This is a genomic window from Ruegeria sp. BC6 (assembly GCF_056539185.1).
In genome coordinates this window covers 339,120-362,853 of sequence record NZ_JBQFUM010000005.1, presented here as the reverse complement: position 1 = coordinate 362,853, position 23,734 = coordinate 339,120, and the positions used below count along the sequence as shown (strand labels likewise).

General features: G+C 64.0%; 22 protein-coding genes. 16 read left to right on the top strand and 6 right to left on the bottom strand.

Annotated elements, in window-relative coordinates:
* The 7 genes from ACR0MM_RS16345 to ACR0MM_RS16315 all read left to right on the top strand — a co-directional run bounded on the left by ACR0MM_RS16345 (position 1) and on the right by ACR0MM_RS16315 (position 7,047).
* Complete coding sequence (locus ACR0MM_RS16345) at positions 1 to 822, top strand: ATP-binding cassette domain-containing protein (RefSeq protein WP_093963708.1); 822 nt, start codon at positions 1 to 3, stop codon at positions 820 to 822.
* A gap of 158 nt (positions 823 to 980) precedes the next feature.
* A complete protein-coding gene (iolD, locus tag ACR0MM_RS16340; protein WP_480697363.1) occupies positions 981 to 2,813 on the top strand; it encodes a 3D-(3,5/4)-trihydroxycyclohexane-1,2-dione acylhydrolase (decyclizing) in 1,833 nt (610 codons plus the stop codon).
* Positions 2,810 to 3,709, top strand: coding sequence for a myo-inosose-2 dehydratase (iolE, locus tag ACR0MM_RS16335; protein ID WP_480697361.1), 900 nt, complete (start codon positions 2,810 to 2,812; stop codon positions 3,707 to 3,709). Before iolD ends, iolE begins: the two co-directional genes overlap by 4 nt.
* 44 nt (positions 3,710 to 3,753) lie before the next feature.
* A complete protein-coding gene (locus tag ACR0MM_RS16330; protein WP_480697359.1) occupies positions 3,754 to 4,935 on the top strand; it encodes a phytanoyl-CoA dioxygenase family protein in 1,182 nt (393 codons plus the stop codon).
* A gap of 43 nt (positions 4,936 to 4,978) precedes the next feature.
* Positions 4,979 to 5,785 (top strand): 5-deoxy-glucuronate isomerase, encoded by an 807-nt coding sequence (gene iolB, locus ACR0MM_RS16325; RefSeq protein WP_480697357.1) that lies wholly within the window; start codon positions 4,979 to 4,981, stop codon positions 5,783 to 5,785.
* Positions 5,782 to 6,540, top strand: coding sequence for an SDR family NAD(P)-dependent oxidoreductase (locus tag ACR0MM_RS16320; RefSeq protein ID WP_480697355.1), 759 nt, complete (start codon positions 5,782 to 5,784; stop codon positions 6,538 to 6,540). The genes iolB and ACR0MM_RS16320 overlap by 4 nt, the downstream gene beginning before the upstream one ends.
* Before the next feature lie 90 nt (positions 6,541 to 6,630).
* Positions 6,631 to 7,047 (top strand): VOC family protein, encoded by a 417-nt coding sequence (locus ACR0MM_RS16315; protein WP_170421097.1) that lies wholly within the window; start codon positions 6,631 to 6,633, stop codon positions 7,045 to 7,047.
* A 42-nt stretch (positions 7,048 to 7,089) separates the two neighbouring features.
* Here the strand turns inward: ACR0MM_RS16315 and ACR0MM_RS16310 are convergent, their stop codons facing one another.
* The 3 genes from ACR0MM_RS16310 to ACR0MM_RS16300 are packed head-to-tail and all read right to left on the bottom strand — an operon-like array spanning position 7,090 to position 9,776.
* The gene (locus ACR0MM_RS16310) at positions 7,090 to 7,929 is read right to left on the bottom strand and encodes a class II fructose-bisphosphate aldolase (RefSeq protein ID WP_480697353.1); all 840 of its coding nucleotides are present in this window, start codon (positions 7,927 to 7,929) and stop codon (positions 7,090 to 7,092) included.
* Complete coding sequence (locus ACR0MM_RS16305; protein WP_480697351.1) at positions 7,926 to 8,762, bottom strand: 5-deoxy-glucuronate isomerase; 837 nt, start codon at positions 8,760 to 8,762, stop codon at positions 7,926 to 7,928. The genes ACR0MM_RS16310 and ACR0MM_RS16305 overlap by 4 nt, the downstream gene beginning before the upstream one ends.
* Before the next feature lie 9 nt (positions 8,763 to 8,771).
* On the bottom strand, positions 8,772 to 9,776 hold the full coding sequence (locus ACR0MM_RS16300; RefSeq protein WP_480697349.1) for a PfkB family carbohydrate kinase: 1,005 nt from the start codon (positions 9,774 to 9,776) through the stop codon (positions 8,772 to 8,774).
* 96 nt (positions 9,777 to 9,872) lie between these two features.
* Between ACR0MM_RS16300 and ACR0MM_RS16295 the strand changes: the two genes are divergently transcribed.
* Together ACR0MM_RS16295 and ACR0MM_RS16290 are read left to right on the top strand one after the other, a co-directional pair.
* Positions 9,873 to 10,976, top strand: coding sequence for a Gfo/Idh/MocA family protein (locus tag ACR0MM_RS16295; protein WP_480697347.1), 1,104 nt, complete (start codon positions 9,873 to 9,875; stop codon positions 10,974 to 10,976).
* A gap of 43 nt (positions 10,977 to 11,019) precedes the next feature.
* Positions 11,020 to 12,153 carry a Gfo/Idh/MocA family protein gene (locus ACR0MM_RS16290; protein WP_480697345.1) on the top strand — a complete coding sequence of 378 codons (1,134 nt, stop codon included), beginning with the start codon at positions 11,020 to 11,022 and terminating at the stop codon, positions 12,151 to 12,153.
* Here ACR0MM_RS16290 and ACR0MM_RS16285 read toward each other — a convergent pair whose 3' ends face one another.
* Positions 12,154 to 13,152 (bottom strand): LacI family DNA-binding transcriptional regulator, encoded by a 999-nt coding sequence (locus tag ACR0MM_RS16285; protein ID WP_480697343.1) that lies wholly within the window; start codon positions 13,150 to 13,152, stop codon positions 12,154 to 12,156.
* A 245-nt stretch (positions 13,153 to 13,397) separates the two neighbouring features.
* Between ACR0MM_RS16285 and ACR0MM_RS16280 the strand changes: the two genes are divergently transcribed.
* Positions 13,398 to 14,504, top strand: coding sequence for a saccharopine dehydrogenase family protein (locus tag ACR0MM_RS16280; protein ID WP_480697341.1), 1,107 nt, complete (start codon positions 13,398 to 13,400; stop codon positions 14,502 to 14,504).
* Between the two features lie 17 nt (positions 14,505 to 14,521).
* On the top strand, positions 14,522 to 16,021 hold the full coding sequence (gene amaB, locus ACR0MM_RS16275) for an L-piperidine-6-carboxylate dehydrogenase (RefSeq protein WP_480697387.1): 1,500 nt from the start codon (positions 14,522 to 14,524) through the stop codon (positions 16,019 to 16,021).
* A 44-nt stretch (positions 16,022 to 16,065) separates the two neighbouring features.
* Here the strand turns inward: amaB and ACR0MM_RS16270 are convergent, their stop codons facing one another.
* Complete coding sequence (locus ACR0MM_RS16270; RefSeq protein WP_480697339.1) at positions 16,066 to 17,643, bottom strand: DUF5928 domain-containing protein; 1,578 nt, start codon at positions 17,641 to 17,643, stop codon at positions 16,066 to 16,068.
* A 143-nt stretch (positions 17,644 to 17,786) separates the two neighbouring features.
* On the opposite strand from ACR0MM_RS16270, the gene ACR0MM_RS16265 reads away from it, so the two are divergent.
* Positions 17,787 to 18,605: a sulfotransferase family protein gene (locus ACR0MM_RS16265; RefSeq protein WP_480697337.1), complete on the top strand. Its 819-nt coding sequence runs from the start codon at positions 17,787 to 17,789 to the stop codon at positions 18,603 to 18,605.
* Between the two features lie 199 nt (positions 18,606 to 18,804).
* Here the strand turns inward: ACR0MM_RS16265 and ilvD are convergent, their stop codons facing one another.
* A complete protein-coding gene (gene ilvD, locus ACR0MM_RS16260) occupies positions 18,805 to 20,637 on the bottom strand; it encodes a dihydroxy-acid dehydratase (protein ID WP_170343186.1) in 1,833 nt (610 codons plus the stop codon).
* 105 nt (positions 20,638 to 20,742) lie between these two features.
* Here ilvD and ACR0MM_RS16255 point away from each other — a divergent pair, with 105 nt between their 5' ends.
* From ACR0MM_RS16255 to ACR0MM_RS16240, 4 genes are all read left to right on the top strand, one after another.
* Positions 20,743 to 21,306, top strand: coding sequence for a helix-turn-helix domain-containing protein (locus tag ACR0MM_RS16255; RefSeq protein WP_170343185.1), 564 nt, complete (start codon positions 20,743 to 20,745; stop codon positions 21,304 to 21,306).
* A gap of 22 nt (positions 21,307 to 21,328) precedes the next feature.
* A complete protein-coding gene (locus tag ACR0MM_RS16250; RefSeq protein WP_170343184.1) occupies positions 21,329 to 21,598 on the top strand; it encodes a CBU_0592 family membrane protein in 270 nt (89 codons plus the stop codon).
* 80 nt (positions 21,599 to 21,678) lie between these two features.
* Positions 21,679 to 22,533, top strand: coding sequence for a 3-mercaptopyruvate sulfurtransferase (gene sseA / locus ACR0MM_RS16245; protein WP_170372517.1), 855 nt, complete (start codon positions 21,679 to 21,681; stop codon positions 22,531 to 22,533).
* A complete protein-coding gene (locus ACR0MM_RS16240; protein ID WP_480697335.1) occupies positions 22,533 to 23,717 on the top strand; it encodes an amino acid aminotransferase in 1,185 nt (394 codons plus the stop codon). The genes sseA and ACR0MM_RS16240 overlap by 1 nt, the downstream gene beginning before the upstream one ends.
* Positions 23,718 to 23,734: the final 17 nt, after the last annotated feature.

Sequence of the window (23,734 nt, the reverse complement as noted above, 5' to 3'; positions counted from 1 at the left end):
ATGACCGAAGATACCAAGTTCCATCACGGCGATGCGGTCAAGGACGTGGCCCCGGTCGTCGAAATGAAAGAGATTGAAAAGCATTTCGGCAACATCATCGCATTGGCGGGCGTCAGTTTCGACGTCAAGCCGGGTGAATGCCACTGCCTACTGGGTGACAACGGGGCGGGCAAATCGACCTTCATCAAGACGATGTCGGGCGTGCACAAACCCACCAAGGGCGAGATCTATTTCGAAGGCCAGCCGATGTCCTTCGACACGCCCCGCGACGCGATGGAGGCGGGCATCGCCACCGTGTTCCAGGACCTGGCGATGATCCCGCTGATGAGCGTCACCCGCAATTTCTTCATGGGGCGCGAGCCGACCAAGGGGAAAGGCCTGTTGAAACGGTTCGACATCGAGCACGCCAACGAGGTCTGCATGGAAGAGATGCGCAAGATGGGCATCAACCTGCGCGGCCCCGATCAGGCGGTGGGCACCCTGTCGGGGGGCGAGCGTCAGACCGTGGCGATTGCCCGTGCGGTCTATTTTGGCGCCAAGATCCTGATTTTGGACGAACCGACCTCGGCACTGGGCGTGCGGCAGACCTCGAACGTGCTGGCCACCATCGACAAGGTGCGCCACCAGGGCATCGGCGTGGTCTTCATCAGCCACAACGTCCGCCACGCGTTGGCCGTGGGCGACCGGTTCACGGTTCTGAACCGCGGCAAGACGCTGGGCACCGCCCGGCGCGGTGAAATCTCGCCCGAAGAGCTGCAGGACATGATGGCCGGCGGGCAGGAGATGGCCGAGCTGGAAGGGTCGCTGGGCGGCACCGTCTGAAGGTTTCTCCCCGGTGTCCCGCATCATGCGGGGCACCAATATCACCAGGGTCCGGCAGGCCGTGCCACCCGGTCTGGGTGGTGGGCGTGTCGGATCCTTTCACGACAGAATGATTGCAACGGATTGCCCATAGCGGCCTCGTTCTGAAAGGGATCATGATGAGCAAGACAATCCGACTGACCGCGGCGCAGGCCCTGGTGCGTTACCTTGGCGCGCAGATGAACGAAGACGGCCAGCCCTTCATCGCCGGTGTCTGGGCGATATTCGGCCATGGCAACGTGGCCGGTCTGGGCGAGGCGCTGCATGGAGTACGCGACAGCCTGCCCACCTATCGCGGTCACAATGAACAGACCATGGCCCATTGCGCGATCGCCTATGCAAAGCAGATGCGGCGCAGCCGGGCCATGGCGGTCACCTCGTCGATCGGGCCGGGGGCGACCAACATGGTAACGGCCGCCGCGCTGGCCCATGTGAACCGCCTGCCGGTTCTGCTGTTGCCCGGCGATGTGTTCGCCAGCCGCGGCCCTGACCCCGTTCTGCAACAGACCGAGGATTTCACCGACGGCACCGTCAGCGCCAATGACTGTTTCCGCCCCGTCAGCCGCTATTTCGACCGGATCACCCGGCCCGAACACCTGCTGACCGCCCTGCCGCGCGCCTTCCGCACCATGACCGACCCGGCCGATTGCGGGCCGGTGACCCTGGGCTTTTGCCAGGACGTGCAGGCCGAGGCCTATGACTATCCGCTCAGCTTCTTCGAGCCGCGCATCTGGCACCAGCGCCGCATCCGCCCCGACGCAGCCGAGCTGGCCCGCGCGGCCGAGGCCATCCGGTCGGCCAAACGCCCGATCATCGTGGCCGGCGGTGGTGTCCACTATTCCGGCGCGACCGGCGCGCTGCAGGCCTTTGCCGAAAGCCACAACATCCCCGTGGCCGAGACGCAGGCCGGCAAATCGGCCCTGGCCTGGGATCACCCGCTGAACCTGGGTCCGGTCGGCGTGACCGGGGGCGAACCCGCCAACGCCGTATGCGCCGAGGCGGACTTGATCCTGGGCATCGGCACGCGGTTTCAGGATTTCACAACCGGGTCCTGGGGGCTGTTTTCCAACCCCGAGCGCAAGATGGTCTGCCTGAACACCGCCGCCTATGACGCCGCGAAACACGGCGCGACGCCGCTGCTGGCCGACGCGCGGGTCGGGATCGAGGAACTGGGCACAGCCCTGCAGGGCTATCGCGCCGACCCGGTGGCCGACACGCTCAAGGCCGAGTGGTTTGCCAAGGTCGATGCGCTGACCGATGCACCGGGCGACGCCAACGCGCTGCCCACCGACATGCAGGTGGTGGGCGCGGTGCAGCGCGCGGCGCATGGCGACACGGTGGTGATGTGCGCCGCCGGCACCATGCCGGGCGAGCTGCACAAGCTGTGGAAGGCGCCGCGTCCGGGGGCCTATCACATGGAATACGGCTTCAGCTGCATGGGCTACGAGATCGCGGGCGCCATGGGTATCAAGATGGCCCAGCCCGACCGCGACGTGATCTGTTTCACCGGGGACGGCACCTACATGATGGCCAACTCGGAAATGGCGACGGCGGCGATGATGGGGGTGTCCTTCACCTTGGTGATCACCGACAACCGGGGCTTTGGCTGCATCAACCGGCTGCAGATGGGCACCGGCGGGGCCGAGTTCAACAACCTGCTGGACCATGCGGTGCACGAGACGCCCTCGGCCATCGACTTTGCGGCCCATGCGGCGGCGATGGGGGCGACCTCGGTCAAGGTCGGCTCGATCGCCGAGCTGGAAGAGGAGCTGGCCAAACGCGGCGAAGTCAAAGGCCCCTATGTGATCGTCATCGACACCGATCCGTACCCCTCGACCGAATATGGCGGCACGTGGTGGGAAGTGGCGGTGCCCGAGGTCAGCACCCGCCCCGAAGTGAATGAAAAACGCGCGGCCTACGAGGCTGCCATCAAGGAAAGAAACACCAAATGAGCGTGAAGATCGGCATCTCTCCGATTGCGTGGCAAAATGACGACCTGCCGGACCTGACGGCGGCGTTCACGATGGAACAGGCCCTGAAAGAGGCGCGTCAGATCGGCTATACCGGGGTCGAGCGCGGGCAGCGTATGCCCGCCGACACAGAGGGGCTGCGCGCCTATCTGGAAGAAAATGACCTTGCCCTGTGCGGCGGCTGGTGTTCGGGCAATTCGCTGGTCAACGATTTCGCCGCCGAACGCGACGCCGTGCGCGCGCAGGTCGAGCAGTTCGTGGCGCTGAACAGCCCCTGCATTGTCTATGCTGAATGCTCGAACACGGTTCAGGGCCAGATCGGCACCCCGGTCAATGACCGCCCGCAACTGTCAAAGGACGAGATCAGGGCCTATGGCGCCAGGATCACCGAACTGGCCAAGTGGATGGCCGATCAGGGGATGCCGATGGCCTATCACCACCACATGGGCACGATCATCGAAAGCGAAGATGACGTGAACTGGCTGATGGACGGATCCGGGCCCGAGGTGAAGCTGTGCTTTGACACCGGCCATCTACTGTTTGGCGGCGGTGATGTACTGGCAACCCTGAACCGCTGGGGCGATCGGTTGCAAAATGTGCATTTCAAGGACATTCGCCCCGGCATCGTGCGCGACACGCGCGGCAACCGGCGCAGTTTCCTGGATGCGGTGATCGCGGGGGCCTTCACGGTGCCTGGAGATGGCTGCATCGACTTTCAGGAGGTCGCCCATGCGTTGAAAGCCATGGATTACGAAGGCTGGATCGTGGTCGAGGCCGAACAGGACCCGGCCAAGGCCCCGCCCTATGAATACTCGAAGATGGGTTATGACCACATCGTCGAGGTCTGCGGTCAGGCCGGATTGAAGATCACGGCCTGATCTTTCGCGCCTCCGGGCGCGCCGCCTTGGGAAAGGAGCGTTTCATGGTCCGTCAGCAACCTGGTTTCGTCGGCTATTTCGGCCCCGAGTCCTGTGATCTGGACGAATTGAAGGTGCTGACCTCGCAGAGCCTGCGGCCCGAGCAGGTGCCCCACGCGGCCGCTGTGGAGAAGAACGTGCCGGTCTATGACATGCACGCGCTGCGGCCCGCCTTGGAAACCCCCAACACCCGGCGCGCCCTGCTGGCTGAATGGGGCTGGGTTCTGGGCCGATCTGCCGGGGTGATCGCGTTGAAAGGCGCCTATGCGGATACCGCGGTCATCGACCGGGCGACCGAGGTGTTTCGCCGGATCATCGAAGATGAGCGTCAGGCCGGGGGCGGCGAGGGCGATCACTTTGCGGCCTCGGGCGCGAATGACAGGGTGTGGAACGCGCTGCAGAAGCAATGCCTGCGCGACCCCGAGGGCTTTGCGCTCTATTTCGGCAACACGGCGATTGCCGCCGCCTGCGAGGCCTGGCTGGGCCCCGATTACCAGATGACCGCGCAGATCAACCAGGTGCGGCCGGGCGGCAAGGCGCAGCAGGCGCATCGCGACTATCACCTGGGGTTCCAGACCGCCGACAAGGCGGCCCAGTTCCCGGTGCATGCCCATATGGTCACCGCCGCGCTGACCCTGCAGGGCGCGGTTGCCCATTGCGACATGCCCATTGAAAGCGGCCCGACCAAGCTGTTGCCCTTCTCGCAGCTGTATGGGCCCGGCTATGTCGCCTTTCACGACGACGCGCATCGGGCGCATTTTGAACGGGCCTGCATCCAGCTGCCGCTGGCCAAGGGCGATGCGGTGTTCTTCAACCCGGCGCTGTTCCATGCCGCCGGCGAGAACAGCAGCGCCGACACCCACCGGATGGCCAACCTGCTGCAGGTCTCGTCAGCCTTCGGGCGGGCGATGGAGGCTGTGGACCGCAAGGCGATGTGTCTGGCCGTATTCCCCGCGCTGGTGGCATTGAAACAGCGCGGCGATCTGGATGATGCCCGCATCGGCGCCGCGATCGCGGCCACGGCCGAAGGCTATCCTTTTCCGACCAATCTGGATACCGATCCGCCGGTGGGCGGAAACGCTCCGCCCAGCCAGGCCGACATCCTGCGCCGTGCGGTGTCGGAAAGCTGGACGCAGGCACAGTTGGAACAGGCGCTGGACGCGCGGCAGTCGCGGCAGGCGGCATGACGGAACCCGGGCGGCCGGTGCTGCCCCAACACAGGTTAAACCGATGGCAGAACTTCTGAGAAAACCGTTCGGAACCCATGGCAAGGTGCATGACATCACGCCGGCCAGCGCCGGCTGGCGCTATGTGGGCTTTGGCCTTTATCATCTGCGGGCCGGCGAGCGCGCCGCCGAGGTCACCGGCGACCGCGAAGTCATTCTGGTGATGGTCGAGGGCAAGGCCCGGATCACCGGCGCCGGGCAGGATTGGGGCGTGCTGGGCGACCGGATGAACGTGTTCGAAAAGTCCCCGCCCCATTGCCTGTACCTGCCCAACGGCACCGAGTGGGAGGCCACGGCCGAAACCGATTGCGTGATCGCCGTGTGCTCGGCCCCGGGCAAGGGTGGCCATGCCCCGCGCCGGATCGGGCCCGAAGGCATCACCCTGACCGAGCGCGGCAAGGGAACGAACACGCGCCACATCAACAACATCGCGATGGAGGCCGAGGACTATGCCGACAGCCTGCTGGTGACCGAAGTCTTCACCCCCAGCGGCCATTGGTCATCCTATCCCAGCCACCGGCATGACGAGGATGACTATCCCCGCATCACCTATCTGGAAGAGACCTATTACCACCGCCTGAACCCGGCCAGCGGGTTCGGCATCCAGCGCGTCTATACCGATGACGGTCAGTTGGACGAAACCATGGCCGTGTCCGATGGCGATGTGGTACTGGTGCCGCGCGGGCACCACCCTTGCGGGGCGCCCCATGGGTTCGAGATGTATTACCTTAACGTCATGGCCGGGCCGCTGCGCAAATGGCGTTTCGTTCCGGCGCCCGAAGTCGAATGGATCATGGAGCGCGACAAATGACCAAGGGTTTTGCCATCTATCCCAGCCTGAAGGGGCGCACGGTGTTCGTGACCGGCGGGGCCTCGGGCATCGGGCGCGAGATCGTGCGCGGCTTTGCCGAGCAGGGGGCCAAGGTCGGCTTTGTCGACATCAACACCGAGGGCGGCAACGCGCTGCTGGCCGAACTGGACGGAACCCACGCCTTTGCCGCCTGCGACCTGCGCGACATCGCGGCGCTGCGGTCCGCTTTTGACGAACTGGCAGGCGCGCTGGGCACAGCGGACGTTCTGGTCAACAACGCCGCACATGACGACCGGCACGACTGGCGCGAGGTGACGCCGGACTATTGGGACGAGCGCATGGCGACCAACCTCCGCCACATGTTCTTCGCCATCCAGTCCGTGGCGCCCGGCATGATCGACAAGGGCGCGGGGTCGATCATCAATATCGGCTCGAATTCCTGGTGGGAGGCCGGCGCGGGCTTTCCCGCCTATGCCACCGCGAAATCCGCAGTGCACGGCCTGACCCGCACCATGGCGCGGGAACTGGGCGATCACCGGATCCGGGTCAACACGGTCGTGCCCGGCTGGATCATGACCCAGCGCCAGAAAGACTTGTGGGTCACCCCCGAGGCGCTGGCCAAACAGATCGATCGCCAATGCCTGCCCGACCCGATCGACCCGGTCTATGTGGCGCGGATGGTGCTGTTTCTGGCCTCGGACGACGCGGCCATGTGCAGCGCGGGCAATTTCATGGTCGAGGGCGGCTCGATCTGACGGCCATGGGGTCGTTCCCGTCCGGAATGGACGTGCGTCGATACGCTGCTGCCGGTTGACGGATCGACACCCGGCAAGGAATGTTGCGGGATGATTTCCTATGTCACGGTCGGCGCGGACGACATCGCGCGTGCAAAACGGTTTTACTGCGCCTTTCTGCCGGATCTCGGCTATGCGCTGGAAGAGGGTCCCGAGGGGCTGAGTTTCGCCCTGCCGGTGCCGCCGGGCCAGCAAGCGGTTCTGCCGGAATTTTATGTCAAACCGCCTTTTGATGGGGCTGCGGCCTCGGCCGGGAATGGTGCGATGGTCGCCTTCGAGGCGCGCAGTCAGCGGCAGGTACGAGACCTGCACGCCGCCGCGCTGCGGGCCGGCGGATCGGACGAAGGTCAGCCGGGCTTTCGCGCCATGTACGGGCCGCGTTTTTATGTCGGCTATCTGCGGGACCCACAGGGCAACAAGATCGCCCTGTTTTCCAGCAATCCAAACGAACCGGGGCGCGACGATTAGGACCCGCCAGCGCATTTTGAAGAACGGCACAGGTCGGGACGGTTAGCGCTGCGGCGGCGCACCAAAGGCGCGGATCACGGCGCGGGCGGCAGCCTCGACCGGATCATGGGTTTCCTTCAGGATCGTCACCCGGTCGAACCGGTCGGGGTCACGGTTGACGGCCTCGCGCAGGGCGGCGCCGAAGGCCATGCGCAACTCGGTCCCGATGTTGAACTTGCAGATCGCGGTTTCACGCGCCAGCCGTGCGCGCTGTTCGACGGGCACGCCCGATCCGCCATGGATCACCAACGGCACGCTGGTCACGGCCTGAATCCGGCGGATGCGCTCCTCGTCCAGCCCGCCTTCCTTGTTCTGCTGCAGGTGGACGTTTCCGACCGAGATCGCCATCGCATCCACGCCGGTCTGTGCGGCGAAGGTGGCGGCCTCGTCCGGGTCGGTCCCGGCCGAGCCTTCGCCCCCGGAATAGCCGACGAAGCCGATTTCGCCCTCGCACGAGACCCCGGCGGCGTGGGCCATTTCGGCAATCCCGGCGGTCTCGTCGATATTTTGCTGCAGGGGCTTGCGCGATCCGTCGAACATCAGTGAGGTGAACCCGCTGTCCAGCGCGATCCTGCACTCCTCGAACGTATAGCCGTGGTCCAGATGCGCCACGACCGGAACCGAGGCGTTTTCGGCCAGATACCGGAACATCTTGCCCAGGATCGGCAGCGGCGTGTGCTCGCGGCAGCTGGGGCCGGCCTGCAGGATCACCGGGGCGTTCTCGGCCTCGGCCGCGGCGACATAGGCGCGCATGTCCTCCCAGCCCAACGTCACGAGGCCGCCGACGGCATAGCCCTGTTCATAAGCGGGTTGCAGGACGTCTTTGAGCGTAGCGAGGGTCATTTGAATTTGGCGATCATGTCTTTGATGCCCGGGATCGTCTCGATCTGATAGGCGTGGGTGGGTTGGAAATACTGCACCAGCGACCGCTGGGTCAGTCCGCCGAGGATGGTGAAGTAATACATCTCGTATCCCGGCAGAACGCAGCAGGGGTGATAGCCCTTGTCGATGCAGATCGTGGAGCCATCGACGATGTGATAGGCGTCACCCGGTTCGTTGTCCTCACGCTGCAGCATCTGCAGGCCCGAGCCCCAGTTCGGTTTGAAACGGAAATTGTAGGTCTCGTCATGCCGGGTCTCGTCCGGCAGGCGGTTGGTGTCGTGCTTGTGGCTGGGAAAGCCCGACCAGCCGCCCTGACCCACGGTGAACAGCTCGCTCACCAGCAGGCGGCCGACCTTGTCATGCTGTTTCTGGCCCAGGATATGCTTGATCTTGCGATGGGTCTTGGTGTCGTCGCTGCCATATTGCACCAAGTCATGCTCGCGCACGTCGAACGGGTCCAGCACCTTGTCATACTTTGCGCCGGCCACGAACACCTCGGCCGTTTCCGACACGCAGACCATCTGCGCCCTTGCCCCTGACGGGACATAAGCCCCCTCGGGCTCGCCATCCCAGACATCCTCGCCCCGGTTGCCCAGATGGGCAAAGAGCATGCCCTCGACATCCACATCGACGCTGCCGGTGGCGGGCACGATGCAGGTCTCGTACCCCGGGACCTGGTATTCGAACGCTTCGCCTCGGTTCAACTTCACGATGTTGAAATAGTTCAGCGGCACGGTCGGGTTATCGACATCGACGATGGGTTTGTTCTGGTTGTCGAACGGGGGGATGTGCATCGGGCTCTCCTATCCGGCCGGGGTGGGGCCGGGGTGGGACGCAAGGAAGGCGTCCAGGTCTTCGGTGGTTGGCATGGCGGGCGCGCAGCCCGGTTTGGACACGACGATCGAGGCGCAGGCCGATCCGCGCAACACCGCCTGTTCCAGCGGATGGCCCGCCGCGATCGAGGCCAGCAGCCCGGCCATGAAGCTGTCGCCCGCGCCGTTGGGTTTGACGGCGGTGACCGGGTAGATGCCCGTGTGGATCTCTTGCCCGTCGGTTAAGGTGACGGCGCCCTTTTCGCCCATCTTGTAGATGACGATGCGGCCGGGTTTCTCGGCCAGATCGCAGGCTTTCCGGAAGCCTTTCTCGATCCCGCCGGCCATGAAGCCAAATTCTTCGTCATTGCCGACGATCATGTCGCTGGCCTCGCCCGCGCGCGACAGCACGTCGGCGGCGACCTGCGCCGAGGGCCAGCTGTAGGGCCGGTAGTCGATGTCGAAGATCACCGGCAGACCGGCCTTGCGCGCGTGTTCGAAGGCGCGGAAGGTGGCGCTGCGCGACGGTTCGGCGGCAAACACGGTTCCGGCCGAGATCGCCGCGCTGAAACGGCCATAGTCGACCCGGTCCATGTCATCTTCGGTGACCTGAAAATCGACGGCGCCGTTTCGGTAGATGACGTTCTGAAAGTCCTCGATGCAGCTTTCATAGACCGCCAAGGACATGCGGTATTCACCGCCGACGACGCGAATGAAAGAGGTGTCGACACCATAGTGATGCAACTTGTTGAGGCAGAACCGCCCAACCGCGTCATCCGAGACCGACGTGATCAGCGATGCCTGGCTGCCCAGCTTGACCAGACCCGCGCAGATATTCGCGGACGAACCGCCCAAGTCCGCGCGGAACATTTCGGCATGTTCGCTTTTGACACCGACCGGATCGGCGAACAGGTCCATGCCGGCGCGGCCGAAAACGGCAAACCGGTTTCCTTTGATACCGTCGATCAAGTGACTCAAACTGTTCCTCCCAGGCATTTTGATCCCGCCGATCCGATGGACCTTGCATTGGATCGATTCTCACGATACTGATTTTGCAACCGGTTGCAATCAGTATGTTCGGAGCCGCCCAAAATGCCAGAAATCGGAATTGGAATCGTCGGAGGCGGCTATATGGGCAAGGCCCATTCGGTGGCCATGTCCGCCGTGGGCGCCGTGTTCGACACCGCGCTCAGACCGCGGCTCGAGATGATCTGCGCCTCAAGCCCCGAAAGCGCCGAACGCTATCGTGCCGCCTATGGGTTCCGCCGTGCCACGGCCGACTGGCAGGCGCTGGTCGATGACGCGGCGGTCGAGGCCGTCGTGATCGCCTCGCCCCAGTCCACGCACCGGCAGATCGCCGAGGCGGCGCTGGCGCTGGGCAAGCCGGTGCTGTGCGAAAAACCGCTGGGCGCGTCGCTCGAGGACAGCCGCGCCATGGTGGCGGCGGCCGAGGCCTCGGGTACCGTCAACATGGTCGGGTTCAACTATATCCGCACCCCGGCCAGCCAGTTTGCCCGCCAGCTGATCGCGGACGGCGCGATTGGCGACATCACGTGGTTCCGCGGTGAACATACCGAAGATTTCTATGCCGACCCCGAGGCCCCGGCGACCTGGCGCACGACAGGCATGGCCAACGGCACCATCGGCGATCTGGCGCCACACATGGTCAATGGCGCGCTGGCTTTGGTGGGACCGATCGCGCAGGTCATGGCCGATGTGGAAACCGTGCATCGCTCCCGCCCGGGCGGTGCAGTGACCAATGACGACCACGCCCAGATGATGTGCCGGTTTGAAAACGGTGTCATGGGGAACCTCTATTTCAGCCGCATCGCGACCGGCCGCAAGATGGGTTATGCCTACGAGATATCGGGCACCAAGGGCGCGATCCGTTTTGACCAGGAGGATCAGAACGCCCTGTGGCTCTATCGCCGCGAAGGCTCCGAGGCCCAGCGCGGTTTCACCAAGATCCTGACCGGTCCGGCGCATCCCGATTATGAACCCTTTTGCCAGGGTCCCGGCCACGGCACCGGATATCAGGATCAGATCATCATCGAGGCCAAGGATTTTCTGACCTCCATTCATTCCGGCCGGAACATCTGGCCCACCTTCCGGGACGGGCACGAGGTCAACCGGGTGCTGGCGGCGGCGCTGGCTTCGGCCGACAGTCGCGGCTGGCAGGACGTCGGCGCATTCTAGGCCCGGCACGTTTTCCAACATCGTTCGCAGAGAGACCAAGACCATGGCAAAGCTGAAATGGGGCATGATCGGGGGCGGAGAAGGCAGCCAGATCGGGCCCGCCCACCGACTGGGTGCACAGGCCGACGGCCTGTTCGAGTTCGCGGCCGGCGCGCTGGACCACCGGCCCGAGGCCGGGCGCGCCTATGCGCAGCGGCTGGGTGTGCCCGCCGACCGCGCCTACGGCGACTGGCAGGAAATGCTGGCCGGCGAAAAGGACCGGCCCGACCGGATCGACCTTGTAACCATCGCCACCCCGAACGCGACCCATTTCGAGATCGCCAAGGCGTATCTCGAGGCCGGATTCAACGTGCTGTGCGAAAAGCCGATGACCATGACCGTGGAAGAGGGCGAAGAGATCGTGCGCATGGCCCGGGCCTCGGGTAAGATCTGCGCGGTCAACTACTGCTATTCGGCCTATCCGATGGTGCGGCAGGCCCGCGCCATGGTCCGCGCCGGCGAGATCGGCAAGGTGCGCCTGGTCGTCACCAATTTCAGCCACGGCCACCATGGGGACGCCACCGACGCGGACAATCCGCGCGTGCGCTGGCGCTATGATCCGGCCATGGCGGGCGTGTCGGGGCAATTCGCCGATTGCGGCATCCATGCGCTGCACATGGCCAGCTTCATCTGCGATGACGAGGTCGCGACGCTGTCGGCCGACATGGCCTCGACCATTCCCAGCCGTCAGCTGGAGGACGACGCGATGGTCAATTTCCGCATGGAAGGCGGCACCGTGGGCCGTTTGTGGACCTCGTCCGTGGCGATCGGGCGGCAGCACGGGTTCGACATCCAGGTCTTCGGCGAAACCGGCGGGTTGCGCTGGGCATCGGAACAACCCAACCAGCTGATCTACACCCCGGTCGGTGGACGCACCCAGATCATCGAAAAGGGCGAAGGCGGCCTGCATGACGACGCCATGCGCCTGTCGCGCGTGGCGATTGCCCATCCCGAGGGCTTTCCGCTGGCCGTGGCCAATATCTATTGCGATCTGGCCGACGCGATCCGGGGCGAACCGCGCGATGGGCTGCCCGATGCCGCCGATGGCGTCCGCTCGATTGCCGCGGTGCATGCAGCGGTGGCCTCGGCCCGGGCCGAGGGCGCCTGGCAGGACGCGCGCCCGCCGATGTTCCGCTGATCAGGGGCGGGGCCGCAACGTGCCCCGCTCGATCACCCGGCAGGGGAAGATCCGCGCCTCGGGGTAGCGATCGGGCGTCTTCAGCATCTCTTCGACCAGATCGACCGACGAGGTGATGATCTGCTTGATCGGCTGATGGATGGTCGTCAGGTTGATGTATTCCCAGCGCGACATCTCCATGTCGTTCAGTCCGATGATCCCGATGTCGGAACCCGGTTTCAGCCCGTGGTCGGCCAGCGCCGACAGCGCCCCGATCGACAGGATGTCGTCGCCGCAGAAATAGGCCTGCGCCGGCTCACCCGCCAGCAGGCGCAGCATCTCGGCCCGGCCGGCCTCGAAGGAATAAGCCCCGGCGAAAGAGTGGCTGACCGGAACCTGCGGATGGTTTGACATTTCCTCGGTAAAGCCCCGTTGCCGATCCCGCGCCGAGGTCGCATCGATCGGCCCGCCCAGATAGCCGACGCTGGCATAGCCCCGCGCGACCAGCTCGCGCGCGGCCATGCGTCCGCATTCCACATTGTCGATGCCCACCACATGCACTTCGGGCGAAGTCGCCGAGCGCCCGAAGGTGTGCACCACCGGCACGCCGGCATCGTGAAACGCCTTGGCAAAGCTGGGCGGCAAGGTCGACGAGGCGACGATCACCGCATCCACCGAATATTGCCGCAGCATGCGAACGGAATTGGCGGGCTCGGTCTCGTCGGTCAGGTTCACGATCAGGGGACGCAGCCCGCGTTCCTGCAGGGCGCGGGTGAACTGGTCGAAAACCTCAAGAAAAATGGGGTTGTGGAAGTTGTTCGAGATCAGTCCGATCAGCTTGGTCCGCCCCGTCGTCAACGACGAGGCCAGCGCGTTGGGGCTGTAGCCCAGTTCCTTGGCGGCCTTTTCGACCTTGGCGCGGGTCTTGGCCGAGACCGAGGCGCCCGGCGTGAAGGTGCGCGACACCGCCGACCGCGACACCCCGGCCAAGGCCGCAACTTCCTTCAGCGTAACGCCCACCTGCCTGGTCTCCTTCGTGCGGTCGATCGGGTCTGTTGAATGTCGCATCATTGCAAAAATGGTGCAATCGGTTGCAAGGCATTTCCACCCCTGACGTCAGGTCCCAGAACGCTGCGGCCATGATCCGACATTGTGATTCAATTTTCGTCAATATGACGGAAAAGCTGCCCGTTTCGTCAACTCGATTGCTGTGCCCGGACGGTGGCGCGGTCATACTGGAACCAGAGCAGAGGAGGAGGCGCGCAATGAGTTGGAACATCTGCGTCGTCGGGGCCGGAAAGATCGGACAGATGATCGCCGCCCTGTTGAAGAAATCGCACAACTATACCGTAACCGTGGCCGACCATGACCTGACGGCGCTGTCGGCGTTGAACAGGCAGGGCATCACCACCCGACAGATCGACGCGGGCGACGAAGCCGGGCTGGCACGGGGGCTTGCGGGGTTCGATGCGGTGATCTCGGCCGCACCGTTTTTCCTGACGCCTGCCATCGCCAAGGCAGCCAAGGCGGCGGGTGCGCATTATTTCGACCTGACCGAGGATGTCGCCGCGACCAACGCCGTGCGCGAACTGGCCCGCGACAGCGGCACCGCCTTCATGCCGCAATGCGGGTTGGCCCCGGGTTTCGTCGGTATCGCAGGGGCCGCTCTAGCAGCCGAATTCGACACGCTGGACAGCCTGCACATGCGGGTGGGCGCGCTGCCGCTCTATCCGACCAATGCGCTGAAATACAATCTGACCTGGTCCACCGAAGGGCTGATCAACGAATACTGCAACCCCTGCGACGCCATCGTGAATGGCGAACGGGTCAAGACCGCGCCGCTCGAGGATTACGAGATCATTGGCCATGACGGTGTGGAGTACGAATGCTTCAACACCTCGGGCGGCCTGGGCACCTTGCCCGAGACGCTGGCCGGCAAGGCGCGGGCGGCGTCCTATCGCTCGATCCGCTATCCCGGCCATCGCGACATCCTGAAGCTGCTGTTGACCGATCTGGGCCTGGGCCAGCGCCGCGACCTGTTGAAGGACATCTTTGAAACCGCGCTGCCGCGCACCGATCAGGATGTGGTTCTGGTCTATTGCACGGCCAAGGGCATGATCGACGGGGCCCTGCGCGAGAAGTCCCTGATCAACAAATCCTTTGCCCGCACCATCGACGGCCAGGTCTGGAGCGCGATCCAGATCACCACCGCCGCCGGCGTTCTGGGCGTGGTCGACCTGATGCGCACCGGCGCGCTGCCCACCCAAGGCTTTGTCCGGCAAGAGCAGGTCGGGCTGGATGATTTCCTGAACACCGAATTCGGCCAGCTGTACCGCGCTGGCGAAGTGACCCCCCAGAACAAGGCGGCCTGAACATGAAAGACGTAGTCATGACTGCAGAACACACACTCGAAAAACTGGGCCTGACGGCGGCCGAGCTGACCGGCGGGACGCTGGAGGTCCGCTCGCCCATCGACGGGCGCGTGCTGGCGCGGGTGCATGAAACACCCGTTGCCGACATGGATGCGGTCTTGGCCCGCGCCACGGCGGCCTTCAAGGCCTGGCGCACCGTGCCCGCCCCGCATCGGGGCGAGCTAATCCGCTTGCTGGGCGAGGAGCTGCGCGCGGCCAAGGAGGACCTGGGCGCGCTGGTCAGCTGGGAGGCCGGCAAGATCACCTCGGAAGGTCTGGGCGAAGTGCAGGAGATGATCGACATCTGCGATTTTGCCGTGGGCCTGTCGCGCCAGCTGTATGGCCTGACCATCGCCTCGGAACGCCCGGGCCACCGGATGATGGAGACCTGGCATCCGGCCGGTCCGGTCGGAGTGATCTCGGCCTTCAACTTCCCGGTCGCGGTCTGGTCGTGGAACGCGGCGCTGGCGCTGGTCTGCGGCGATCCGGTGATCTGGAAACCGTCCGAGAAAACGCCCCTGACCGCGATGGCCTGTCAGAAGATCTTTGAAAAGGCCGTGGCCCGGTTCGGCGACGCGCCCGACGGGCTGCTGCAACTGCTGATCGGCGGTGCCGATCTGGGCAAGACGCTTGTGGCCAGCGAGGCGGTGCCGATCATTTCGGCCACCGGTTCGACCCGGATGGGCCGCGCGGTCGCGCCGATCGTGGCGCAGCGGTTCGGCAAATGCATCCTGGAGCTGGGCGGCAACAACGCCATGATCGTGGGCCCCTCGGCCGATCTGGAAATGGCGGTGCGGGCCATCGTGTTCTCGGCCGTGGGCACCGCGGGTCAGCGCTGCACCACGCTGCGGCGGCTGATCGTGCACAACTCGATCCGTGCCGATCTGGTTGCGCGGCTGAAAAAGGCTTATGCCGGTCTGCCCATCGGTGACCCGCTGGCCGAAGGCACCCTGGTCGGGCCGCTGGTGGATGAGGCCTCGGGGCTGGCGATGGAGGCCGCGCTGAAGGCGGCCGAGGCCGAAGGCGGCACCGTCTTCGGCGGCAAGCGCGTGACCGACGGCGTGCCTGAGGGCGGTGTCTACATGCAGCCAGCGATCGTCGAAATGCCGGGCCAGACCGAGATCGTAAAGACCGAAACCTTTGCGCCGATCCTCTATGTCATGGGCTATGACGGTTTCGACGAGGCGCTCGAGATGCAGAACGACGTGCCGCAGGGCCTGTCGTCTTGCGTATTCACGCTGAACATGCGCGAGGCAGAGCAGTTCCTGTCGCCCGCCGGGTCCGATTGCGGCATCGCCAACGTGAATATCGGCCCCTCGGGCGCCGAGATTGGCGGCGCGTTCGGCGGTGAAAAGGAAACCGGTGGCGGACGCGAAAGCGGCTCGGATGCCTGGAAGGGCTATATGCGGCGCCAGACGAACACCGTGAACTACTCGGCCGAATTGCCATTGGCGCAGGGCGTGAAGTTCGACATCTGAAAACCCGGCCCGGCGGCATAGTGCGGCCGGGCCAACACATGCGTTCAGTCCGTGAACAGGTAATCAAGCCGCATGATCGACTGGGCGGTCTCCTCCGAAACCCCAAGGAATTCGGCGATCGCGGCCACGTTCTCAGCCGGGTCAGCGGTTTCGCGCAATCGGAAGAACCTCTCGATCCCGGCACCGCGCAGCTGTTCGGATTCATAGGCCAGATCGCTGCGGATCGTCGGTAACAGGCGTTCGACGGTTGCGGCTGGGCTGTTTTCTCCGGCCAGCCCGACTCTGTGGGCGTGGCCGACAAGATACGCGTCCGAATAGGTGCACTCGATTTCAAGAACATGCGTGCGCGCCTTGTCCGAACAAAAATCCTGTACGATATCCAGACTGGCGGGATCGAGGCAGATCAGCAGCCGGTCGGCGCCGAAGTGATCGTACAGCATCCGGGTGACCGCCCTGCGATGCCGGGATCGTTTGACCAGCGTGGTCTCCAAGCCCCCAAGATCGGGCAGCGGGGCGGTTTCCTCGTTGAACAGGTACTCGATGCAGGGCAGGTTGGTCTCAGAGGCGATCTGGTCGATCAGCCGCTTGGCCACATGCCACTTCTTGCAGACGACCATGTACAGATCGCGATCGGCGCCCAGCGTGTTGGCGGTTTCCCAGAAGCGGGGTGTATACCGGCGTCCCACGCGGCCACGGCCGGTCAGAAATCCGTGCAGATTCCGACCCTCGTTCGAGATCTGGAACGCGACCCCTTCGCTGGCATAGAGCGCACCCAATTTCTGCTTCAGCAACTGCGCCTCGGGGCTGATCTTGCGGGCGAACAGGTAATCTTGGGTCAGCAGCAGGTCGTAGTGATCGTTGTAAAACGTCACCGGCATCCCGTAGTCCGAGAACATCAGGAAAGTCAGCGTACGGTTTTCGATTTCGATTTTCGGGATCAGGTGGCGCACGAGGGTCTGAAAGAACGTCTCGTCCGGAATCCAGGTGGTCGAGAAAAAACGGACCACGTCCCGGCGCTGGCGCAGGAAATCCAGGATCATCTCGATTGTCCGGCGGCGAAGGCACCACCACTGGCTGCCGATCATGATCTGGAGATCCTCCGGGATCTCGCGGGTCAGGCCGAGACGTTTCTGGGCCTCGTAGGCGGCATAGAACAGTTTGCTCTGCGTGCGTTCGTTGAAATAGTGGCGATAGATCAGCCGGTCTTCCTTCATGCCGGTCTTGATCCAGTCGCTTTCGAAAAAGTCGTGGCTTTCGATGAAATCCTTGTCGGTTTCATCCAGAAACCGATGCGCATATTCCGCGGTCTTTATCGCCATGCAGTCGCCCGACAGCATGTAGAAATGGGTCGCTCGCGGGAAGGCCTCGACCGCAGCTTGCACCGCGTTCAGTGTTGCCTGCACCAGCGACCATTCCCCCCAGCCACATTTGATCCGCCTGGCCGCGAAGGTCACATTGGGATTGCTTTTCAGGGCCGTCTGGATTCGGTCAAAGTCTCCTGCGGATGCGCTGGCGTCGAAATGGATGGCCATGCAGTCCCCTGCGGCCGTCAGCCGTTCGGCCTGTGCGATAATCGCGTCAGGGTCTTTGTGACACAGCAGAATGTAGGCGATCTTGGCCATTGGCGTTGCATGAAGTCCGTTACTGCCCGGTTCCAACCGTGATACTGAGGATGAGCGATTGAATAAACAGAATATTTTTGCTTCTCTGGCGTCAAAAGCTGGCGCATCACCTTGAGACTCGGCCGGCTAAGGAGGCATGGCAGATGGGATTTCCCGGTACATGGATGACCGAAAGCGAAAGCATGGTCTATCGCGTCGTGCCCAAATGCGCCTGCTCGACCATCGGGCAGATCATGTACTACTCGGATCACGGTCGGTTCTTTGATGGCGATATCCACGACGCCAAGGACGGGATGCATAAATGGGCGTTTGACTACAGCCAGGATGTAATCTCGGCCAATGTGCGCGGGCACAAGTCGTTCGCCTTCACCTGCGTGCGCAACCCCTACACGCGGATCCTCAGTTCGTTCTTCGACAAGATCTGCGGCATTCAGCGCAACGGGAAACGGTACCGGGGCAATCTGGTGCCGACGCTGATCTACAATTACGGGATCGAGGTCGGGGGCGAGGACGGCAAGGGCGAATTCGACCAGATTGCCAGTTTCCGCCGGTTTCTTCTGTTTGCCCGCGACACGATCCGTTGGCGGCGGCCAATGGACCCGGACATTCACTGGTCGGCCATGTCGGGGCATGTGTCGACCTTCATCGTGAATGGCGGACGCTATGACCGGGTTTTCTGGACCGAGAAATTCAACGACGGGATGCAAGGCGTGCTGGACGCGCTGGAAACCCCGCATCCCGTGACCCTGTCCGAAATTCCGCGCTTCAACGAATCCGAGGGCCACGGCCCCAAACGTGCGCACCCGGTCGAGGACTATTTCGACGACCTGTCGATGCATCTGGTCTACGAGATCTACAAACAGGATTTCGAATTGTTCAAATACGATTTCGAGAACCCGGCCAACAAGATGCCGACAGGTGAAATCGACCTGGATGAGATTCACGCCAAGTTGGGTGATTGATCCTACAGGCAGGGGCGCTCCCGTCCATCGTCGATGTCTCTGGCGAGACATCTCCTCTGGTTGGGCCGGGCGCCGCGCACAGCGCGGCGCCCGGCCCAAGACTGAAGGAGGCAGCGGCGCAGCCGATGGGTCCTGTCAGGCGCGGGAGCACTTCGGTTTCAGGCAACGGACCGGCCCGCATGACGCGGGCCGTCAGCGTTCAGACCTGACGCACCGCGCCTTTTGCAGCGCTGGTGGCCAGCTTGGCATAGGCCTTCAGTGCCGTGGACACCTTGCGCTTGCGCGGTGCAGCGGGAACCCAGCCCTTTTCGTCCTGGACTTCTCTGCGGGCTGCCAGCTCTTCGTCGGACACGGCCAGGTGGATCGAGCGGTTGGGGATGTCGATTTCGATCGTGTCCCCGTTCTGCACCAGACCGATCTCACCGCCTTCGGCCGCCTCGGGCGAGACGTGCCCGATCGACAGACCCGAAGTGCCGCCTGAGAAGCGACCGTCGGTCAGCAGCGCACAGGCTTTGCCCAGACCTTTGGACTTCAAGTACGAGGTCGGGTACAGCATCTCCTGCATACCAGGCCCGCCGCGGGGCCCTTCATAGCGGATCACGACCACGTCGCCTTCCTTGACCTTGCCGGTCAGGATGTCGTTCACCGCCTGGTCCTGGCTTTCGCAGACATAGGCGGTGCCGGTGAATTTCAGGATGTTCTCGTCCACACCCGCGGTCTTCACGATGCAGCCGTCGCGCGCGATGTTGCCGAACAGCACGGCCAGACCGCCATCCTGGCTGAACGCATGGTCCTGAGACCGGATCACGCCGTTTGCCCGGTCGGTGTCCAGTTCCTTGTAGCGGTTCGACTGGCTGAACGCCTGGGTCGTCCGCACGCCGCCGGGGGCGGCCTTGAACAGCTCTTGCGCCTTGGGGTTGTTGGTCACCGTGATGTCCCAGTTGGCGATGGCCTCGGCCATGCTGGCCGAATGCACCGTGCAGCAGTCGTCATGCAGCAGGCCGGCGCGGCTCAACTCACCCAGGATCGAGAAGATGCCACCCGCGCGATGCACGTCCTCCATGTGGACGTTTTCGGTGTTGGGCGCGACCTTGCACAGGCAGGGCACCTTGCGGCTGAGCCGGTCCATGTCGGACATGGTGAAATCCACCCCGCCCTCATGCGCGATGGCCAGCAGGTGCAGCACCGTGTTGGTCGAGCCGCCCATGGCGATGTCCAGGCTCATGGCGTTCTCGAAGGCCTCGAAGGTCGCGATTTCGCGCGGGAGGAAGCCTTTTTCGTTCAGCTCATAGTGACGCTTGGTGATTTCGACGATGCGGCGGCCGGCCTCCAGGAACAGCTCCTTGCGGTCGGCATGGGTGGCCAGGGTCGAGCCATTGCCCGGCAGCGCCAGACCCAGCGCCTCGGCCAGGCAGTTCATCGAGTTCGCGGTGAACATGCCCGAGCACGATCCGCAGGTGGGGCAGGCGTTTTCTTCGATATGCTTGACCTGCTCGTCGGTGTACTTGTCATCGGCGGCGGCGACCATGGCGTCGACCAGGTCGATCTTCTTCACATCCAGATCGGCGATGTCGATCTTGCCGGCTTCCATCGGCCCGCCCGAGACGAAGATGGCCGGGATGTTCAGGCGCATCGCTGCCATCAGCATGCCCGGGGTGATCTTGTCGCAGTTCGAGATGCAGACCATCGCATCGGCGCAGTGTGCGTTGACCATGTATTCGACGCTGTCGGCGATGATCTCGCGCGAGGGCAGCGAATACAGCATCCCGTCATGGCCCATGGCGATTCCGTCATCGACGGCGATGGTGTTGAACTCTTTGGCTACACCGCCGGCGGCCTCAACCTCGCGGGCGACCATCTGACCCAGATCCTTGAGGTGGACATGGCCCGGCACGAATTGCGTGAACGAGTTGACGATGGCGATGATCGGCTTGCCGAAATCGTCGTCGCCCATCCCGGTGGCGCGCCACAGGCCGCGGGCACCGGCCATGTTGCGGCCATGGGTCGAAGTTCTGGATCGGTACATTGGCATGATGCTGTTTCCCTTTTGCCCGGTTGCAAAACCAGTGTTGCGTGCGTTATAGCGCACGTAGCACATGTGCGTTATAACGCACAAGGTAAATCGCGGGACTTGGCCATGGAATCGGACGACATCACCCTGAAACTCAGAGACGTCCGGGCGGCATCGGGGCTGAGCCTGGCCAAAGCGGCCGATTTGACCGGAGTCAGCAAGGCCATGCTGGGCCAGATCGAGCGCGGCGAATCAAGCCCCACCATCGCGACGCTGTGGAAGATCGCCAAGGGGTTCCAGATGCCGCTGAGCGCATTGATCGGAACCGGCGCCCTGCGTGATCCGGCAGATGCGGCCCGGTTCCGCACCGTGACCTTTCCCGGCAGTCTGAAGGTCAAGATCGTCTTTCCCTTCGACCCGGTTCTGGGGGCCGAGACCTTTCACGTCGAACTGGACCCCAATCAGTGCCACGAATCCCCCGCCCATGCCGCCGGCGTGACCGAGGAAGTCTTCGTCCTGAGCGGCGCGCTCGAGGTGCTGCGGAACGGCGAATGGGTGCCGCTGAGCGCGGGCCAGGGGTTGCGCTTTCCGGCCGACTTGCCGCATGGCTATCGCGCCGGTCCCGAGGGCGCGGCCTTCTTGAACATGCATCACTACGGACACCGGCCTGCGACCGCTGCGGTCGGGTGATACGGCGGAAAGGGACAACCTGATGGCGGAATTCCTGAACGGCCTGACGCTGGCCGATGGCATCGGGTCCTTCGGGGCGCTGATCGTGGTTGCGGCCTATTTCGCAACACAGATGCGGATGATGAATTCCGACGATCTGGCCTTTCCGGTGGTCAACCTCGTCGGCTCGGTGCTGATCGCCTATTCGCTGCTGCAGAACTTCAACCTGGCCTCGATGCTGATCGAAAGTTTCTGGATCGCGATCAGCGTAATCGGCATCATCCAGCATTTCCGCCTGCGACGGGCGCGATAGGGCCGCAGGGACCCGATCCAGCCTTGAACCCGCACCCTTGCGCGTATAGGGAAATCCCTGCGCGTAAAGGGGAGGCATTGATGCTGGACGATCCAAAAACCCTGGTTTCCACCGAGTGGCTTGCCGCCCACCTCAAGGACCCGGATCTGCGGATCCTCGACGCCTCGTGGTACCTGCCCCAGCAGGGGCGCGACGCCCGCGCCGAATACGAGGCCGGACATATTCCCGGCGCGCGGTTCTTCGATATCGACGAGATCTCGGACCACCGTTCGGACCTGCCGCACATGGCGCCTCCGGTCGAGAAATTCATGTCGCGCCTGCGGGCTATGGGCGTGGGCGACGGCCATCAGGTCGTGGTCTATGACGGCGCGGGCCTGTTTTCGGCCGCACGGGTCTGGTGGCTGTTCCGCCTGATGGGGCAGGAGAACATCGCCGTTCTGGACGGCGGGCTGCCCAAATGGGTTGCCGAGGGGCGCGAGATCGAGGATCTGCCCCCCGTCATCCGCGATCGCCACATGACCGTGCGCGTGCAGAACCACCTGGTCCGCGACGTGACCCAGGTCTCAGCCGCCGCCAAGCTGGCCGATCACGAAATCATCGATGCCCGCGCCGCCGACCGTTTTGCCGGATCCCAGCCCGAACCGCGCGAGGGGCTGCGGGCGGGGCACATCCCCGGTTCGCGCAACGTGCCCTTCGGACAGTTGCTGAGTGCCGATGGCACCATGAAATCGCCCGAGGACTGCCGCGCGGTGTTCGAAGCCGCAGGCGTCGATCTGTCGAAACCCGCCATCACCACCTGCGGGTCAGGCGTGACCGCCGCGATCCTCAGCCTTGCGCTCGAGCGCATGGGCAAGAAAGACCATTCGCTTTATGACGGCAGCTGGGCCGAATGGGGCGCCTTCCCGACCCTGCCCGTCGCAACCGGAGACTCCTGATGTTTGAAAACCTCAAGCCGCAGCCAGCCGACAAGATCCTGGCCCTGATGCAGATGTATCGCGAGGACCCGCGCGAACAGAAGATTGATCTGGGTGTCGGCGTCTACAAAAACGCCAATGGGGTGACCCCGGTGATGCGGGCGGTCAAGGCCGCCGAGCAGCGAATCTGGGAAGAGCAGGACTCAAAGGCCTATACCGGGCTGGCCGGTGATCCGGTCTATGCCGATGCGATGATCAGCCTGATCCTCGGCACCAGCGTGCCGCGCGCCAACATCGCCGCCGTGGCCACCCCGGGCGGCACCGGTGCCTGCCGGCAAGCGTTCGAGCTGATCCGCATGGCCAACCCCTCGGCCCGGGTGTTCGTGTCGAACCCGACCTGGCCGAACCACATCTCGATCCTGAACTATCTGGGCATCGAAACCGTCGCCTACCGCTATTTCGACGAGGAAACCCGTGGCGTCGATTTCGACGGCATGATCGAGGACCTCAAGACTGCCAAGGCGGGCGACGTCGTGTTGCTGCACGGCTGCTGCCACAACCCGACCGGCGCCAACCTGAACATGGTCCAGTGGCAAGAGGTGGTGAACCTGATCAACGACCGTGGTCTAGTGGCGATGATTGACATCGCCTATCAGGGCTTCGGCGACGGTCTGAGCGAGGATGCCCAGGCGACCCGGCTTGTCGCTGCGTCGGTCAAGGAATGCCTGATCGCGGCGTCCTGTTCGAAGAATTTCGGTGTCTACCGCGAGCGGGCCGGCCTGCTGATGGCCGTCAGTGCCGATGCGGGCCAGACCGCGTTGAACCAGGGCACGCTGGCGTTTCTGAACCGCCAGAACTACTCGTTCCCGCCGGATCACGGCGCGCGCGTGGTGACCGCGATCCTGATGGATGAGGGTCTGCGCGCCGACTGGATGGCCGAATTGGAAGAGGTGCGCCTGTCGATGCTCGGCTTGCGCCGCCAACTGGCGGACGAACTGCAGCGGCTGAGCGGATCGGACCGGTTCGGCTTCCTGGCCCAGCATCGCGGCATGTTCTCGCGCCTGGGCGCCGCGCCCGAGCTGGTCGAGAAGCTGCGGGTCGAGCACGGCATCTACATGGTCGGCGACAGCCGCATGAACATTGCCGGGTTGAACGAGGCCACCGTGCCGATCCTGGCCAAGGCCATCATCGACGTCGGCGTCTGAGCTCAGGCATTTCAAAA

Excerpts from the sequence above, each read along its gene's own strand:
- ACR0MM_RS16240 (WP_480697335.1), top strand. The coding sequence starts at position 22,533 with ATGTTTGAAAACCTCAAGCCGCAGCCAGCCGACAAGATCCTGGCCCTG.
- iolE (WP_480697361.1), top strand. The coding sequence starts at position 2,810 with ATGAGCGTGAAGATCGGCATCTCTCCGATTGCGTGGCAAAATGACGAC.
- ACR0MM_RS16295 (WP_480697347.1), top strand. The coding sequence starts at position 9,873 with ATGCCAGAAATCGGAATTGGAATCGTCGGAGGCGGCTATATGGGCAAG.
- ilvD (WP_170343186.1), bottom strand. The coding sequence starts at position 20,637 with ATGCCAATGTACCGATCCAGAACTTCGACCCATGGCCGCAACATGGCC.
- ACR0MM_RS16290 (WP_480697345.1), top strand. The coding sequence starts at position 11,020 with ATGGCAAAGCTGAAATGGGGCATGATCGGGGGCGGAGAAGGCAGCCAG.
- ACR0MM_RS16250 (WP_170343184.1), top strand. The coding sequence starts at position 21,329 with ATGGCGGAATTCCTGAACGGCCTGACGCTGGCCGATGGCATCGGGTCC.
- amaB (WP_480697387.1), top strand. The coding sequence starts at position 14,522 with ATGACTGCAGAACACACACTCGAAAAACTGGGCCTGACGGCGGCCGAG.
- ACR0MM_RS16270 (WP_480697339.1), bottom strand. The coding sequence starts at position 17,643 with ATGGCCAAGATCGCCTACATTCTGCTGTGTCACAAAGACCCTGACGCG.
- ACR0MM_RS16255 (WP_170343185.1), top strand. The coding sequence starts at position 20,743 with ATGGAATCGGACGACATCACCCTGAAACTCAGAGACGTCCGGGCGGCA.
- ACR0MM_RS16320 (WP_480697355.1), top strand. The coding sequence starts at position 5,782 with ATGACCAAGGGTTTTGCCATCTATCCCAGCCTGAAGGGGCGCACGGTG.
- ACR0MM_RS16310 (WP_480697353.1), bottom strand. The coding sequence starts at position 7,929 with ATGACCCTCGCTACGCTCAAAGACGTCCTGCAACCCGCTTATGAACAG.
- ACR0MM_RS16300 (WP_480697349.1), bottom strand. The coding sequence starts at position 9,776 with ATGCCTGGGAGGAACAGTTTGAGTCACTTGATCGACGGTATCAAAGGA.
- ACR0MM_RS16330 (WP_480697359.1), top strand. The coding sequence starts at position 3,754 with ATGGTCCGTCAGCAACCTGGTTTCGTCGGCTATTTCGGCCCCGAGTCC.
- ACR0MM_RS16305 (WP_480697351.1), bottom strand. The coding sequence starts at position 8,762 with ATGCACATCCCCCCGTTCGACAACCAGAACAAACCCATCGTCGATGTC.
- ACR0MM_RS16265 (WP_480697337.1), top strand. The coding sequence starts at position 17,787 with ATGGGATTTCCCGGTACATGGATGACCGAAAGCGAAAGCATGGTCTAT.
- iolB (WP_480697357.1), top strand. The coding sequence starts at position 4,979 with ATGGCAGAACTTCTGAGAAAACCGTTCGGAACCCATGGCAAGGTGCAT.
- ACR0MM_RS16345 (WP_093963708.1), top strand. The coding sequence starts at position 1 with ATGACCGAAGATACCAAGTTCCATCACGGCGATGCGGTCAAGGACGTG.
- sseA (WP_170372517.1), top strand. The coding sequence starts at position 21,679 with ATGCTGGACGATCCAAAAACCCTGGTTTCCACCGAGTGGCTTGCCGCC.
- ACR0MM_RS16280 (WP_480697341.1), top strand. The coding sequence starts at position 13,398 with ATGAGTTGGAACATCTGCGTCGTCGGGGCCGGAAAGATCGGACAGATG.
- ACR0MM_RS16315 (WP_170421097.1), top strand. The coding sequence starts at position 6,631 with ATGATTTCCTATGTCACGGTCGGCGCGGACGACATCGCGCGTGCAAAA.
- iolD (WP_480697363.1), top strand. The coding sequence starts at position 981 with ATGAGCAAGACAATCCGACTGACCGCGGCGCAGGCCCTGGTGCGTTAC.